The following is a 15640-nucleotide window of genomic DNA, read 5'->3' on the forward strand; positions in this document are numbered from 1 at the left end:
CCCGTCCGACTGGCGCGCAGTCAGCGGACGACGACGACCGGCCGCCCGATCGTCGCGAACTCCCACATCGCGTCGCCGTCCGCGCGGGACTCGCGGATGCCGCCCGTGCGCCGGTCCGGGTCGGGCTTCGCGGTCGAGCCGTCGATCGCCGCGCTGAACCCGACGGCCACACCCTGGGCGCTGGCGAAGCGCACCACGTGCTCGACCGGGACGCCGTCGGACCCGGTGACCCGGTTGGACCGGGACGTGACCGTGTAGGCGCCCGGCACCGGATCGACCGTGCTGGGCGTGACCTCGAAGGTGCGCCGCACCTTGTTCCCCGGGCCGACCAGCCACACGCGGTCGTCGTCCACCGAGTACACCACCCGTTCACCCGTTCCGGACCCCCCGGGCAGGGCGTCCGGGTGCCGCCGGTCACGCGGTGCCTTGACGGCGCCCGGGGCGGGACTGGCGGTCGCGCGGGCGGGGCCGAGGTCGGCCGGGGCGCTGACGGACGCCTGGTGGGCGAGGGCGCCGATCGTCACGAGGGCCGCCGTGACGAGGCCGGTGACGATACCGGCGCTGCTGCTTGCCACGGGCGACCACCTCGTCGTCGTACTTGTGCGTCCTGCGTGCCGTGTCTCGGGGCGACGGTAGCAGTACGTGAGCAGGTGAACGCGGTGAGCGACACGGAGTGGCCGGGGCGTGCCGACCGAGGGTCCCCGAAGTTGTCCACAGGGCGTCCGGCGAGGGCCGCGCGGCGCCGTAGGCTGTTTGTGTGCTCTTGCTCGCTCTGGATACCGCCACGCCCGCCGTGACCGTCGCGCTGCACGACGGTACGGACGTCATCGCCTCGTCGAGCCAGGTCGACGCCCGCCGCCACGGTGAGCTGCTGCTGCCCGCCGTCGACCGGGTGCTCTCCGAGACCGGCCTGCGGCTCGACGCCGTCACCGGCATCGTCGCCGGCACCGGACCCGGCCCGTACACGGGGCTGCGCGTCGGCCTGATGACCGCGGACGCCTTCGGGCTCGCCCTCGGCGTGCCCGTGCACGGCCTGTGCACGCTGGACGGCCTCGCCTTCGCCGCCGACCTGGAGGGCCCCTTCGTGGTCGCCACCGACGCCCGCCGCAAAGAGGTCTACTGGGCGCGCTACGCCGACTCCCGCACCCGCCTCACCGACCCGGCCGTCGACCGCCCCGCCGACATCGCCGAGCGGGTGGCCGGGCTCCCGGCCGTGGGCGCGGGCGCGCTGCTCTACCCGGACACCTTCCCCCGGGCGCACGAGCCGGAGCACGTGTCCGCCGCCGCCCTGGCCCGCCTGGCCGCCGAGAGGCTGGCGGCGGGGGAGGAGCTGCCGGCGCCCCGGCCGCTGTACCTGCGCCGGCCCGACGCCCAGGTCCCCAAGAACTACAAGGTGGTCACCCCCAAGTGACCGAGCCAGCCACCGCCGAGCCCGCACCCGCCGTACTGCGCGAGATGCGCTGGTGGGACATCGGCCCCGTGCTCCGCATGGAGCGCGAGCTGTTCCCGGAGGACGCCTGGTCGCGGGGGATGTTCTGGTCCGAGCTGGCGCACGCGCGCGGCCCCGGGGCGACCCGGCGCTACCTCGTCGCCGAGGAGGACGGCCACGTCGTCGGCTACGCGGGCCTGGTCACCTCCGGCGAGCAGGCCGACGTGCAGACCATCGCCGTCGCCCGCGACCACTGGGGCACCGGGCTCGGCGCCCGGCTCCTGACCGAGCTGCTGCGGGCGGCGACCGCCTTCGAGTGCACCGAGGTGCTGCTCGAGTGCCGGGTGGACAACACCCGCGCCCAGCGGCTGTACGAGCGCTTCGGCTTCGAGCCCATCGGCTTCAGACGCGGCTACTACCAGCCGGGCAACGTGGACGCCCTGGTGATGCGCCTGACCGACCCTTCCACCTCCGTACCGGGAACCGAACGAGGAACCGACAACCATGGCTGACTCACGCGACGAGCCTCTCGTCCTCGGGATCGAGACCTCCTGCGACGAGACCGGCGTCGGTGTCGTGCGCGGCACCACCCTGCTGGCCGACGCCGTCGCGTCCAGCGTCGACGAGCACGCCCGCTTCGGCGGCGTCGTCCCGGAGGTGGCGAGCCGCGCCCACCTGGAGGCGATGGTCCCCACCATCGACCGCGCCCTCAAGGAGGCGGGGGTGAGCGCCCGCGACCTCGACGGCATCGCCGTCACCGCGGGACCCGGCCTCGCGGGCGCCCTGCTGGTCGGCGTCTCGGCGGCCAAGGCGTACGCCTACGCGCTGGGCAAGCCGCTGTACGGCGTCAACCACCTCGCCTCGCACATCTGCGTCGACCAGCTCGAACACGGGGCGCTGCCCGAGCCGACGATGGCCCTGCTGGTCTCCGGCGGACACTCCTCCCTGCTGCTCTCCACGGACATCACCTCCGACGTCCGCCCGCTGGGCGCCACCATCGACGACGCGGCCGGCGAGGCCTTCGACAAGATCGCCCGCGTGCTGAACCTGGGCTTCCCCGGCGGCCCGGTCATCGACCGGTACGCGCGCGAGGGCGACCCGAACGCGATCGCCTTCCCGCGCGGTCTGACCGGCCCGCGCGACGCGGCGTACGACTTCTCCTTCTCCGGGCTGAAGACGGCCGTGGCCCGCTGGATCGAGGCGAAGCGGGCGGCGGGGGAGGAGGTGCCGGTGCGCGACGTGTCGGCCTCCTTCCAGGAGGCGGTCGTGGACGTGCTGACCCGCAAGGCGGTGCGGGCCTGCAAGGACGAGGGCGTCGACCACCTGATGATCGGCGGTGGCGTGGCCGCCAACTCCCGGCTGCGGGCCCTGGCCCAGGAGCGCTGCGAGGCGGCCGGCATCCGGCTGCGGGTGCCGCGCCCCAAGCTGTGCACGGACAACGGCGCGATGGTGGCCGCCCTCGGCGCCGAGATGGTCGCCCGCAACCGGGCCGCCTCGGACTGGGACCTCTCGGCGGACTCCTCCCTCCCCGTGACGGACCCGCACGTGCCGGGACACGGCCACACGCATACGCACGACCACGTGCACGAGGTCGGCAAGGAGAACCTGTACTCGTGACCGTCGCGCTGATGTGGGAGGCGCGGGCGGTGCCCGGCCGGGGCGGGGAGCTTCTGGCCTGGGCGCGGCGGCAGGAGCTGGAGCTGCGGCCGCTGCGCCGGGAGACCCTGCGCGCCCCGCAGGACCGCGTCCTCGTCATCACCTGGTGGGACGCCGCCTACGACGCCGAACTCCCGGAACTGCCCGAACCGGAGGAGGGCCTGGTGACCCGCGCGGTGCACCGGTGGCGGTTCGAGTCGGTGGGTGGGTGACCGCGGCGCAGCCGGACCGGTACGGTGACTGATTCCTCACGCAATGCATCGATCTCGTAACCGAGTTGAGAAAGATCGCCGCCGAAGTCACCGTCGACGACGACAATATGAGGCGTGTCCACTACACCTGACCTCACGCTCGACGACGGCAGCCCGGTCCGGTTCCTGCTCGCGCCCGCCGACGGCACGCCCGGGGCGCCGTCCGACGACGACCTGCCCGAGGGCATGGGACGGGCGGTGCCCGTGGCGCGCGGAACGGGCACCGTGGCCCGGTTCGCGGCCGGGGCCCTGCGCGGCGCGCTGAGCCCGCTGGGACCGCTGATCCAGGAGGTCCACGACGCGGCCACGGCCGTACCCGACCCGCCCACCGAACTGAGCGTCACCTTCGGCGTCCAGGTCGGCCAGGACCTCAAGCTCGGGATCGTGGGCGGCACGGGAACGGCCCACCTCACCGTCACCGCGAGCTGGAGCCCGACGGCGCCCGCGGCCGGCCCCGCAGCCACGGGGGAGTGAGGCGTGGGGTGGTTCGGGACCGCGGCGAGCGATGTCGAAGACCCCGTCCATCACGTGGTCTCCGTACGCGGGGCCGGGACGGGCAAGATCGTGGGCGGTGGCCTGCTGCTCGGCTCCGAGACCGTGCTGACCTGCGCCCACGTCGTCAACGCCGCGCTGGACAGGCCGATGCTGGAGCCGCGGTCGCCCGGTCTGGGAGAGGTCGCCGTCGAGATCCGCGACGACTCCGGCGGCGCACGGCGCTTCCACGCGAGCGTGGCCCACTGGATCGCCCCGCGCACCCGGGAGGGCGGGCCGGTGCCGGCGGGGGCCGACGAGTGGCTCGGTGACCTCGCCGTGCTCCGGATCGCGGGCTCCCCCGGCGGTCTGCCCGTGCCCCGGCTGACGGCCATGGCACCCGGCCAGCGGGTGACGGCCTGGCACGGCAGCGGCGAGCCGGCCACGTACGCCTGGCTGACGGTCCACGGACCCGTCGATGCCCGCGCCTACCTGGACGGCGCCCCCACGGGCATGGCGGTGGGGCCCGGATACAGCGGCGGCCCGCTGTGGTGCCGCACGGAGCAGGCCGTGGTCGGACTGGTCGTCGCCCACTTCATGCCGCCGCGCGACCGGGCCACCGGCGCCGCGCTCCCGCACAGCCCCCAGCACATGGTGCGGCGCAGTTGGTGCGTGCCCTGGCAGCGCGTCCAGGAAGAGCTGCATCCCCTGGGCGTGCTGGACGACGCGGCGCCCGGGGCCCCCGACCCCGACGATCCCGCCCTCCTGCTGCTGACGGAGGCGATCGAGGACGCCTTCCCCTCGTCGAGCAGCCTCGTGGCCGGTGCGCAGCGGCTGGCCCGGGCCTGCGGCGTCACGTCCGGCAGCGACGTGGTCCCGCCCACGCCGCAGGAGTTCGCGGTGTTCCTGCTCAGCCACCCGCGGGCCCTGGCGGCGCTGTCCGGCACCCTGCGGCGCGGCGCTCCCCAGGACGCCGACCGCGTGCTGGCCGCCGGCGGACTCTCGCACACCCCCAAGCTGCTGTCCCCGCAGGAGCACACCGCCCTGCGCGGACACCTGCGCACGTTGCCGCCCGAGGTGCTCGCCCGGTTCCCGGAGGCGGTCCGCGCCGCCCTCCCGCACCTGGCGGCGCTGCCCGACGGGGACGGCGCGGAGGCACTGCTCGACCACCTGGAGGCGCTGCCCGGCGACGGCCGCGCACCCAGCGGCGAACGCCGGGTCCCCGCGCTGCTGCGGGTGATGGAGTACGTCGCCGCGCTGTGCGGTGCCCGGCGGGCCGCGCTGCGGCTGTGGTCGGACGGGGTGGCGGCCCGGCTCGGCATCGAGCGCGCCGCCCTCGGCGAACGCCGCTTCGACGCCCAGGAGTGGGCGCGTTCCCTGCGCGCCCGCGTCTTCCGCGTCCGCGTCCTGGTCCAGGTGAACCCCGCCGGGCAGGGCCGCCACCGGCTGCGCATCTGGTGCGACGAGGGCGCGGGTCCGCGCCAGGTCTCCACCGACAGCGTGCGCTCCTACTCCGCGCCGCAGGCGGCCCGCGAGGTCCTGCGCGTGCTGGACTCCCTCACCCCGCCCGCCGAGGACGAACGGCCTCCCCTCGTCGAGGTGCTGGTGGACCGCGCCGGGCTCAACCTGCCCGTCGACGAGTGGACCGTCCGGGACCCGGACGCGCTGGTGCCCGGGGTGCTCGGCGTGGAGTTCCCGCTGGTCGTGCACTGCCCCGAACTCCTGCGCCGGCACGGACGGTTCATGTCCCACTGGCGCAGCCGCTGGAACCGGCTCGACTCGGGCAAGACCTTCGTGGTCTCCGAGGCCATGGACCGGGACACCATCTACTCCCGGCTGGTCAACCAACTCGACACCGTGCGCGTCTGTGTGGACGTACCGCCCGGCCCGCGGGACGGCATCGTGCAGACCTGCCTCGCCCTGGGCATACCGGTGGTGGTGTGGGACCGGGGCCGGGACGGCGCCGCGCACACCGTCCGCCACATGGCTCGGGTGGCCACCCGCGAACTGCCCGACGGTGTGCGCGACTACCGCGCGGGTGCCCGGGCCAGCCCGCCCGACTACCCCGGCCGCCCGGTCCTCGCCTGGGCGGACGCCGACCGCACCGTGCCCCGTCTGCGCCTGACCGAACCCCAGGAGAGCACATGACGTCCGCTGCCGACGCCGAGTGGCGCCTCTTCCGCGGCGACGGCGAGCCCCGGCCCGTCGCCCTGCCCCCGGCACCACCGTGGCGGCGCTTCGTCCCCCTGCGCACGACGCGCCCCGAACTGCCGTACGTGATCGCCCCGCAGCACGCCGACGTCGTCAACGCCGCGCTGCACCTGCGCCGTCCGCTGCTGGTGACCGGGCCGGCGGGTACCGGCAAGTCCTCCCTGGCCCGGGCCGTCGCCCACGAACTGAGCCTGGGCGAACTGCTGCGCTGGCCCGTCAACAGCCGCTCCACCGTCAAGGACGCGCTGTACCAGTACGACGCGATCGGCCGGCTGCGCGAGACCACCCTCAGCCGGGACCGCGGCGAAGGAGAGCCGTCCATCGGCACGTTCGTCCGGCTCGGCCCGCTCGGCACCGCGCTGGTGCCGTCGGCCGTGCCGCGCTGCCTGCTCATCGACGAGATGGACAAGGGCGACGTCGACCTGCCCAACGACCTGCTCACCGTCTTCGAGGAGGGGTTCTTCGACATCCCCGAACTGACCCGGCTGCCCGAGGAGATGGCCGACGTGGAGGTGCAGACCCACGACCACCGGGGCACCGTACGGGTGCACCAGGGGCTGGTGCAGTGCGCCGAGTTCCCCGTCGTCGTCATCACCAGCAACGGCGAGCGGGACTTCCCGCCGGCGTTCCTGCGCCGCTGCCTGCGCCTCGACCTGCCGCTGCCCGACGAGGAGCGGCTGCGCACCATCGTCGTCGCGCACCTCGGCGAGGAGGCCATGCGGGAGGCGGACGACCTGATCGGGGCGTTCCTGCGCCGCCGCGCCCTGGGCGAACTCGCCACCGACCAGCTCCTCAACGCGGTGTTCCTGCGCGCCGGCGGCGTCGATCTGGACGCGGAGGGCCTGCTGGACGCCGTCCTGCACCAGCTCACCGGGGCGATGTGACCGTGCCCGCCGGGGGAGAGCGGCTCGCCGAGGCGCTGCGGCACCTCGGCGCCTGCCGGGTGGACCTGGACGCCGACCAGGTCCTCGACGTGCTGTGGCTGGCCCGGCAACTGCCCGCGGGCCCCGAAGCACCCCTCCACCGGCAGGCACCCGACCGCACTCCGGAGCCCATGTCCTCCGACGGCCCCGGAGTCTCCGAGCCGTCCGTGCCGCGACGTCCGCCGCCCGAGCCCGGCGACCGGGACCTGCCCGACCTGACCAGCCCCGCCACCCTGCACGCGGGCGCCCGGACCGCTCCCGAGCCCCCGCCCCGGTTCGCGGCCACCGGCCACGAGCCCCGCAGGGCGCTGCCGGTGCGCGTCCCGGAGGAGAAGGCACTCGACGGCGAGCTGGCGCTCGGTCGGTCGCTGAGGCCGTTGCGTCGCCGCCACGACAGCCGCCACCGCACGGAGATCGACGAGGACCGCACGGCCACCCAGCTCGCCGAGACCGAGCTGCCCGACGTGGTGGAACGGCCGGTGCGCGAACGCTGGCTCAACCTCACGCTGCTCGTCGACGACGGCCTGTCGATGCTGCTCTGGCACCGGCTCGCCACCGAGCTGCGCACCCTCCTGGAACGCCTGGGGGCCTTCGCGGTCACCCGCGTCCTGGGGCTGGACACGGGCAACGCGGCAGGACCGCGCCTGCACGCGCGGCCGTTCGCCCAGACCGGTACCGAGCTGCCGCTGAGCACCGTCAACGACCCCTCCGGCCGCACCCTGCTGCTGGTCGTCAGCGACGGCATGGGCCCGGCGTGGCGCTCGGGCGCCGTCCACGCGCTGCTGGCCGAACGGGCGGCGCGCGGTCCCGTCGCGGTCCTGCACACCCTGCCGCCCGACATGTGGGAGGCCTCCGGGATCGCCGCCGAACGCTGGCAGGCCACCACCCGCCGGGTGGGCGGGGCCAACACCTCCTGGAAGGTCGTCGACCCCGTACTTCCCCCGGAGCTGAGCCGCTTCGACGACATCCCGGTCCCCGTCCTGGAACCCACTGTCGGCTCCCTCGGCGTGTGGGCCCGGCTGCTCGCCTCTCCGGGCGCCACCGTGGAGCTTCCGCTGCTGGCCAGCCCCGACCGGCACGCGGCCGTCGCCCCCGCCCGGGACCTCGGCGGCGCCCAGCACTTCCGGGACGCCGCGACCCCCGAGGCGTACCGTCTGGCCGCCCACCTCGCGGCGGTCGCCCCGCTGTCCGTCCCCGTGATGCGGCTGGTGCAGAGCGCCGTGCCCTGGGCCGCCACCACCTCCCACCTCGCGGAGGTGTTCCTCGGCGGCCTGGTCCGGCCCCACCCGGCGCCCGTGTCGGGTCCGCTGCCCGCCAAGCACCGGGTCTTCGACTTCTCCGACGCCTCCAAGGCCGTACTGCTCGACGCGGTCCCGCAGGCCGAACTGCTGCGCACCGGCCGGCGGATCGGACGACGGCTGGAGGAGCTCGCCGGCAACTCCCCCGACTTTCCGGCCTGGCTGCTCCATCCCGACGGCTCCGACCGCCTGCCCGGCTCCCAGCAGCCGTTCACCAGCGTCGAACGCAGGCTGCTCGCCCGGTTCGGAGTGTCGGTCGGCAGGACCTCACCCGCCCTCGGCCGCGGCCGGCCGGGCACGGGCGGCACCGGGGCCCGGACCGGCGGCGGACTCTGGGAGCCGCTCACCGAAGACGACCCGGCCCACCTCGGCGGCTACGGGCTGCGCGGCCGCCGCCGCGGCCGGCGCACCCTGCTCTACCGGGGCGTCGACGGCCGCGGCAACGCGGCCGTCCTCAGAGTGCCGCGCCCCGACCTGCCCGCCGTCAACGCGCAGCTCGTCACGGTGGAGGCCGAGGCGCTGCGCCGCCTCCAGGGGCAGTATGCGCCGGTACTGCTCGCCGCCGGGCTCCAGGACTCCCCGCCCTGGCTCGCCATGACCCCCATCGCGGACGAGGGGGACCCCGACGTCCAGCCCACCCGGCTCACGGAACTCTTCGACCGGGCCCTGACCGAGGGCACCGCCCCCTTCGACACCCTGCGCGGCCTGCTGGTCTCCTGCTACCTCGCCAACGCGGTGGCCCTGTGCCACCTCAACAACCTCGTGCCCGCCACCCTGGACGCCGACAGCGTGTACGTCCTGCGGCGCACCGTCGTCCTGGGCGACCTGTCGGACTGCGCCGTCGACGGCGTGTACCTGGGCTCGGGCGCCGCGCCCACCCCTGAGGACAACGTACGGGCGCTGGGGGAGCTGCTCCAGGTCATCAGCAGCAAGGCCGGCTGGGACCTGCCGTCGCTGCCGGAGGGCATGCACCTGTGGCAGGGCGACACCTGGGAGCAGTTGCGGCGGCTGGTGCTGCGCTGCGTGGACCCGGACCCCGCCGAGCGGCCCTCCGCGAGCGAGGTCGCCGAGGTCCTCGCCCGGTACGTTGCCCGCACCCGGCTCCAGCTGGCCGGGGCCGGCCCGGCCGCCGAGTGGGAGAGCCGGGCCCCGCGCGGCCCGCTCGCCCCGCCCGCCCCGGACGCCGGCGCCCCGCGCCCGGAGCTGCGGCTGCCCCGCTTCGGCACCGCCCGCAGGCAGGCCCTGCACCGTCTGGACCGGTTGCGGGCACCCATGCCGCGCAGCAGGCGCCTGACCCTGATCGGCGCCTATCACTACAGCGGACGCGCCACCACCACGATGGTGCTCGGCTCCCTCCTGGCCGCCGCGCGGGGCGAGCCGGTCCTGGCCCTCGACGGGTCCCCCACCGAGGGGTCGCTGGACGCCTTCCTCACCCGCCGCAACCCGGCCGTCGTACGGGACCTGGCGGCGCTGCCCGCCGACGTCCCCTACGAGGAGATCCGCGCCCGTACCACCCGGCTGCCCTCCGGCCTCGAGGTGGTCGCCCACCGCAGCGGGCACTTCAGCCCCAACCCGGCGCACCAGCAGGAGTACGTGCGCGTCCTGGCGCAGACGGCGCACTACTACCCCTTCGTCCTCACCGACTGGGCCCCGCTGCGGCTCGACGAGTCGGCCGCCGCCGTCCTCGACCACACCGACCGGCTGATCCTGTGCTGCGGCACCGCCGACTGGTTCCTGGACGCGGCCGTGCGCGTCCTCGCCCTCGTCCGGGGCGCCGGCCGGGAGCACCTCGCGCGCACCGCCCTCGTCGTGGTCACCGACACCGGCGGGGCGTCCGTACGCGAGCTGCCGGAGTCCTTCGCCCCACGGCTGCGCGTCGAGCCCGAGCAGGTGGTGCGCGTGCCCTTCGACGGGGCCCTGCAGTCCTCGGGCTGGGAGCTGCGCAGGCTGCGTCCGGCCACCACGGAGGCGTTCCTGAACCTCGCCGACCTGGCGATGCGCGACGACTGAGCCTCGAATGTTTCGAATTCAACGCCTAATGTTTTGACGGCCCTGAGCGGCCGACGTCTTCGCCCTGGGAGCGCGTGGGGTTACGATCGCCGCCATGACCTCCCCGCAGCCTGCTGAGACTCCGACGCGAAAGCGGTCCGCGCAGACCGCGACCCTCGCCGAGATCGCGCGTGAGGCCGGTGTGTCGGCGCCGACTGTTTCGAAGGTGCTCAACGGCCGCGCCGACGTCGCCCCGTCGACCAGGGCCCGCGTCGAGGAGCTGCTGCGCGTGCACGGCTACCGGCGCAGGCGGGCGGAGTCGACCCGCTCCCCCCTGATCGACCTGGTCTTCCACGAACTGGAGAGCGCCTGGGCGATGGAGGTCATCCGGGGCGTGGAGAACGTGGCCCGGGACGCCGGGCTCAGCGTGGTGCTCTCCGAGAGCGCGGGCCGTCTCACCCCCGGCCGGACCTGGGCCGACCAGGTCGCCGCCCGCCGTCCGCACGGCGTGATCCTCGTGCTGTCCGGCCTCGACGAGTCCCAGCGGGCCCTGCTCACCAGCCGGTCCATCCCGTTCGTGGTGATGGACCCGGCCGGCGACCCGGGCGCCGACGTGCCGTCCATCGGCGCCACCAACTGGCAGGGCGGACTCGCCGCCACCCGGCACCTGGTCGACCTCGGCCACACCCGCATCGGCGCGATCAGCGGCCCCACCCGCATGATGTGCAGCCGCGCCCGCGTCGACGGCTACCGGGCCGCCCTGGAGACGGCCGGGCTGCCCGTCGACCCCGGCCTGATCGTGACCGGGGACTTCCACCACGAGGCCGGCTACCGACAGGGCCTGGAGCTGCTGCGCCGCCCGGACCGGCCGACCGCCGTCTTCGCCGGCAACGACCTCCAGGCGCTCGGACTGTACGAGGCCGCGCGCGAGCTGGGGCTGCGCATCCCGCAGGACCTGAGCGTGGTCGGCTTCGACGACCTGCCGGTGGCCCGCTGGGTGGGCCCGCCGCTGACGACCGTACGGCAGCCGCTGATGGAGATGGCCGAGGCTGCGGCCCGGCTGGTCCTGGACCTCGGGCGGGACGACGGTTCGCCGACGGCGACCCGGGTGGAGCTGGCCACCAGCCTGGAGGTGCGCAGCAGTACGGCGCCGCCCCGGGAGGCGTAGCCGGCCGCGCACGCCCCGGGCCCGGGAGTGTCCGGCGGCCTCAGAAGTCTGAGAATTTCCGCAGAAGCCCGACCCACCTGTTCCAGTTTTCAATAATTCGGACTTATGTTCCTTCCGGCGGGGCATCCGAGTGGGGACGCGAACGGGACGGGCGGGGCGGAGGCTGACGCATGGCGGCGCGGGGCGGGCAGGAGGGCCGGGACGGCCGCCGGAGGGGGCTGAAGGCGGCCGGCCTGGCCCTGACCGGCGCCCTGCTGCTCGGCGCCGGGGCGGCGGGCTGGGCCTACTGGCACCTCAACGGCAACATCAAGAGCGTCGACATCAACGGCGCGCTCGGCGACGACCGCCCCGCCCGCCCCGTCACCGTCCCCTCCGCCTCGCCCTCCGAGTCCCCGGTGCCCACCGGCGCCCTGAACCTCCTCGTCCTCGGCTCCGACTCGCGCAGCGGCGAGGAGAACCGGGAACTCGGCGGCGGCGACAGCGGGGGCGCCCGCTCGGACACGGCGATGGTCGTCCACCTCGACGCGGGCCGCACCGCCGCCACCGTCGTCAGCATCCCGCGCGACACGCTCGTCGAGCGGCCCTCCTGCCCGCTGCCGTCCGGCGGCACGACCAGGGCGGCGAGCGGCGCGATGTTCAACACCGCCTACGAACTGGGCGGTCCGGTCTGCGCCGTCAAGACCGTCGAGTCGCTCACCGGCGTCCGCATGGACCACTACGTCGAGGTCGACTTCGCCGGCTTCGCCGACCTGGTCGACGCACTCGGCGGGGTCACCGTCACCACGGACGTGGACATCGACGACGACAAGAGCCACCTCCACCTGGACGCCGGCACCCACCACCTCGACGGCACCGAGGCCCTCGGCCTGGCCCGCACCCGGTACGGACTGGCGGGCGGCAGCGACCTCGCCCGGATAGAGCTCCAGCACAAGCTCGTCAAGGCGCTGCTCGAACAGATCTCCGCCACCGACCTGCTCGCCGACCCCGCACGCCTCTACCAGGTCGCCGACGCCCTCACCGGCAGCCTCACCACCGACACCGGCCTGGACTCGCTGGGCGAGCTGACGAACCTGGGCCGCAGTCTCGGCCACCTGGACGCGGACGACGTACGCACGCTGACGATGCCGGTACTGCCCGCGCCCTCCGACCCCAACCGGGTGGTGGCGGACCAGCCGGACGCCGCCGAGCTGTGGGAATCGCTGCGCTGAGCGACGTCCCGGAATTCCTCCGCGGCGGGTGTCGATCCGCGGCCGGCCCGTTCGACGCAAGGGTGAGAGGCCGGGAGATCCCGGCACCGAACCACCCGAGGAGTCACCATGCCCCGCTACCTGTCCCTGATCCGCATCGAGGAGTCCGACACCCTCGCCGGCGGCCCCAGCCCCGAGCTGATCCAGCGGATGGAGAAGCTGATGGACGAGATGACCAAGGCCGGCGTCCTGCTCGACACGGCCGGGCTCACCCCGACCGCCCAGGGCACCCGCGTCCACTACGAGGGCGGGCGGATCTCCGTCACCGACGGGCCCTTCACCGAGTCCAAGGAGGTCATCGGCGGCTACTCCCTCCTCCAGGCGAAGGACCGGGCCGAGGCGGTCGAGTGGACCAAGCGGTTCCTGAAGGTGCACGAGGAGCACTGGACGGTGACCTGCGAGGTCCGGGAGCTGATGGAGGGCTGAGCCGACGGGCCCGGGCCCGGGCGCCGTTTTGCCCCGGCGGCCCGAGGGTGTTGCATGGTGGGCTGTGGAAGCGCAGCCCACCGCCGCCCTCGAAACCGTCTTCCGGCTGGAGTCGCCCCGGGTGATCGCCGGCGTCGCCCGGCTCGTCCGGGACGTCGGCATCGCCGAGGAACTCACGCAGGACGCCCTGGTCGCCGCCCTGGAACAGTGGCCCAGGGACGGCCTGCCCGACAACCCGGGCGCCTGGCTCATGGCCACCGCCCGCCGCCGCGCCGTCGACCTGATCCGGCGCCGGGAGAACTACGCCCGCAAGCTCGCGGAGATCGGCCGCGACCTGCCCGCCTCCGCGCCGCCGCCCGAGGAGCCGGCCGACCCGGAGGACATCGACGACGACCTGCTGCGGCTGGTCTTCACCGCCTGCCACCCGGTGCTGTCCGCCGAGGCCCGCATCGCCCTCACCCTCCGCCTGCTCGGCGGCCTGACCACGCCCGAGATCGCCCGTGCCTGCCTCGTGCCCGAACCGACCGTCGCCCAGCGCATCGTCCGCGCCAAACGCACGCTGGCCAGGAAGAACGTCGCCTTCGAGGTGCCGTACGGACCGGACCGCGAGGCCCGTCTCGGCTCGGTTCTGGAGGTCATCTACCTGATCTTCAACGAGGGCTACGCGGCCACCGCCGGCGACGACTGGCTCCGCCCCGCCCTGTGCGAGGACGCTCTGCGGCTGGCCCGCGTCCTGTCCGCCCTGATGCCGAAGGAGCCCGAGGTCCACGGTCTGGCGGCGCTGCTGGAGTTCCAGTCCTCCCGCACCGCCGCCCGTACCGCCCCCGACGGCGAGCCGGTGCTGCTGAAGGACCAGAACCGCCACCGCTGGAACCGCCTGCTCGTCGCCCGCGGCGTCACCGCCCTCGGCCACGCCCACGCCACCACCGGCTCCGCCGCCCCGGGCACGTACGCCCTCCAGGCCGCGATCGCCGCCTGCCACGCCACGGCCCACACCTACGAGGAGACCGACTGGCCGCGCATCGCCGCGCTCTACGGCCTGCTCGCGGCCCGCGCCCCGTCCCCGGTCGTCGAACTCAACCGCGCGGTCGCCGTCTCGATGGCCGAGGGACCGGCCCCCGCCCTGGCCCTCGTCGACACCCTCGCCGCGGAACCCGCCCTGCGCGACTATCACCTGCTCCCCAGCGTCCGCGGCGACCTCCTGGCCCGTCTGGGCCGCACGGCCGAGGCCCGCGAGGAGTTCGAACGGGCCGCGTCCCTGACCCGCAACGCCCGCGAGCGCGCTCTCCTGCTGCACCGCGCACAGGAGGCGACCGGTTAACGCGCCGGGTGCCCGATCAGCATCGTCGGCGCCCCCGCGACCCGGGTCAGGAACACGGTCGCGGCGTTCGGCCCCTGCGGCTTGACCTTCTTGCGCAGCTCCTCCGGTTCGACCGCCGAGCCCCGCTTCTTCACGGTCAGCGTGCCCACCCCGCGCTCCCGCAGCAGCGCCTTCAGCTTCTTGACGTTGAACGGGAGTTGACCGGTGATCTCGTAGGCCGTGGCGTACGGCGTGCGGTGCGGCTCGTCGGCGGTGACGTAGGCGATGGTCGGGTCGATCAGCCCGCCGTCCAGGTCGTCGGCCACCTCGGCGACCAGATGGGCGCGGATGACGGCGCCGTCCGGCTCGTACAGGTACCGCCCGACCGGCCGGACCTCCGGATCCGGGAGCATGGTGCCGGGGGTCGCGTAGAGCCCCGCCCGGGTGGGCAGCAGCGTCGCCCGTCGCGCGCCCGGCGTCACGTCCGGGCCGAACCAGAGCACGGCCTCCTTGACGTCGCCGCCGTCCGAGACCCATTCCGCCGTCGCCTGAGGGGGGATCGCCTCGTGCGGAATGCCCGGCGCGATCTTCAGCAGGCCGAGCGGTGCCCCGAGTGCGGCGGACACGGCCCAGGACAGCGGCGGGGAGTAGGCCTCCGGGTCGAAGATCCGGCCGCGCTTGGAGGAACGCCGGGCGGGGTCCACGAACACGGCGTCGTATCCGGCGGTGTCCACCTCCGTCACATCGGCCTCGCGCACCTCGATCAGGTCGGCGAGACCGAGCGCGTCGGCGTTGGCGCGGGCCGCCGCGCAGGTCACCGGGTCCCGGTCGACGGCCAGGACCCGGATCCCGGCGCGGGCGAACGCGATCGCGTCGCCGCCGATCCCGCAGCACAGGTCGGCGACCGACCGTGTCCCGAGCGCCTGGAGGCTCTCGGCGCGGTACGTCGCCACACTCGCCCGCGTCGACTGCTCCACCCCGTTCGGCGTGAAGAACATCCGCCGCGCGTCCTCGGCCCCGAACTTCGCCACCGCCCGCTGACGCAGCCGCGCCTGCCCGAGCGCCGCCGAGACCAGCCCGGCGGGGTGCGTGCGCCGCAGCCGGGTGGCGACCGCCAACTCCTGCGCGGGGTCGGTGTCGCGCACCTCGTCGAGCAGCGCGCGGCCCTCGGGGGCGAGCAGGGCGTGGAGGGAATCGAGGTCGTTCACCGGGACATTGTGGGCCAGTCGGTGGACGGTGTGCCTCCGGCGCGGTGTCGGACCGGGTTCGGC

General features: G+C 74.8%; 14 protein-coding genes. 12 read left to right on the plus strand and 2 right to left on the minus strand.

Going from position 1 to position 15640, the window contains the following annotated elements; genetic code table 11:
• Positions 1–20: 20 nt before the first annotated feature.
• On the minus strand, positions 21–575 hold the full coding sequence (locus AB0P07_RS01720) for a hypothetical protein (RefSeq protein ID WP_365543591.1): 555 nt from the start codon (positions 573–575) through the stop codon (positions 21–23).
• 182 nt (positions 576–757) lie between these two features.
• Here AB0P07_RS01720 and tsaB point away from each other — a divergent pair, with 182 nt between their 5' ends.
• The 12 genes from tsaB to AB0P07_RS01780 all read left to right on the plus strand — a co-directional run bounded on the left by tsaB (position 758) and on the right by AB0P07_RS01780 (position 14390).
• Complete coding sequence (tsaB, locus tag AB0P07_RS01725; RefSeq protein WP_365543594.1) at positions 758–1411, plus strand: tRNA (adenosine(37)-N6)-threonylcarbamoyltransferase complex dimerization subunit type 1 TsaB; 654 nt, start codon at positions 758–760, stop codon at positions 1409–1411.
• Between the two features lie 44 nt (positions 1412–1455).
• On the plus strand, positions 1456–1941 hold the full coding sequence (gene rimI, locus AB0P07_RS01730; RefSeq protein ID WP_365544494.1) for a ribosomal protein S18-alanine N-acetyltransferase: 486 nt from the start codon (positions 1456–1458) through the stop codon (positions 1939–1941).
• Positions 1934–3046 (plus strand): tRNA (adenosine(37)-N6)-threonylcarbamoyltransferase complex transferase subunit TsaD, encoded by a 1113-nt coding sequence (gene tsaD / locus AB0P07_RS01735; RefSeq protein WP_365543596.1) that lies wholly within the window; start codon positions 1934–1936, stop codon positions 3044–3046. Before rimI ends, tsaD begins: the two co-directional genes overlap by 8 nt.
• A complete protein-coding gene (locus tag AB0P07_RS01740) occupies positions 3043–3297 on the plus strand; it encodes a hypothetical protein (protein ID WP_365543599.1) in 255 nt (84 codons plus the stop codon). The genes tsaD and AB0P07_RS01740 overlap by 4 nt, the downstream gene beginning before the upstream one ends.
• A 114-nt stretch (positions 3298–3411) precedes the next feature.
• Positions 3412–3810: a CU044_2847 family protein gene (locus AB0P07_RS01745; protein ID WP_365543602.1), complete on the plus strand. Its 399-nt coding sequence runs from the start codon at positions 3412–3414 to the stop codon at positions 3808–3810.
• Between the two features lie 3 nt (positions 3811–3813).
• A complete protein-coding gene (locus AB0P07_RS01750; RefSeq protein WP_365543604.1) occupies positions 3814–5955 on the plus strand; it encodes a trypsin-like peptidase domain-containing protein in 2142 nt (713 codons plus the stop codon).
• Complete coding sequence (locus AB0P07_RS01755) at positions 5952–6902, plus strand: MoxR family ATPase (protein ID WP_365543606.1); 951 nt, start codon at positions 5952–5954, stop codon at positions 6900–6902. The genes AB0P07_RS01750 and AB0P07_RS01755 overlap by 4 nt, the downstream gene beginning before the upstream one ends.
• A 2-nt stretch (positions 6903–6904) precedes the next feature.
• Positions 6905–10249 carry an SAV_2336 N-terminal domain-related protein gene (locus AB0P07_RS01760; protein WP_365543609.1) on the plus strand — a complete coding sequence of 1115 codons (3345 nt, stop codon included), beginning with the start codon at positions 6905–6907 and terminating at the stop codon, positions 10247–10249.
• 94 nt (positions 10250–10343) lie between these two features.
• Positions 10344–11396: a LacI family DNA-binding transcriptional regulator gene (locus AB0P07_RS01765; RefSeq protein ID WP_102931226.1), complete on the plus strand. Its 1053-nt coding sequence runs from the start codon at positions 10344–10346 to the stop codon at positions 11394–11396.
• Positions 11397–11566: 170 nt separating this feature from the next.
• Entirely contained in the window at positions 11567–12604 is a 1038-nt protein-coding gene (locus AB0P07_RS01770; protein ID WP_365543612.1) for an LCP family protein, read from the plus strand.
• Between the two features lie 108 nt (positions 12605–12712).
• Positions 12713–13069: a YciI family protein gene (locus AB0P07_RS01775; RefSeq protein WP_134654388.1), complete on the plus strand. Its 357-nt coding sequence runs from the start codon at positions 12713–12715 to the stop codon at positions 13067–13069.
• Between the two features lie 64 nt (positions 13070–13133).
• Positions 13134–14390 (plus strand): RNA polymerase sigma factor, encoded by a 1257-nt coding sequence (locus AB0P07_RS01780; RefSeq protein ID WP_365543616.1) that lies wholly within the window; start codon positions 13134–13136, stop codon positions 14388–14390.
• Here AB0P07_RS01780 and AB0P07_RS01785 read toward each other — a convergent pair.
• Entirely contained in the window at positions 14387–15577 is a 1191-nt protein-coding gene (locus AB0P07_RS01785; protein WP_365543619.1) for a methyltransferase domain-containing protein, read from the minus strand. The two genes, AB0P07_RS01780 and AB0P07_RS01785, sit on opposite strands and share 4 nt — an antisense overlap.
• Positions 15578–15640: the final 63 nt, after the last annotated feature.

Origin of the sequence: Streptomyces sp. NPDC085944 (assembly GCF_040686295.1) — a bacterium.
GTDB classification, from domain to species: Bacteria; Actinomycetota; Actinomycetes; order Streptomycetales; family Streptomycetaceae; genus Streptomyces; species Streptomyces salinarius.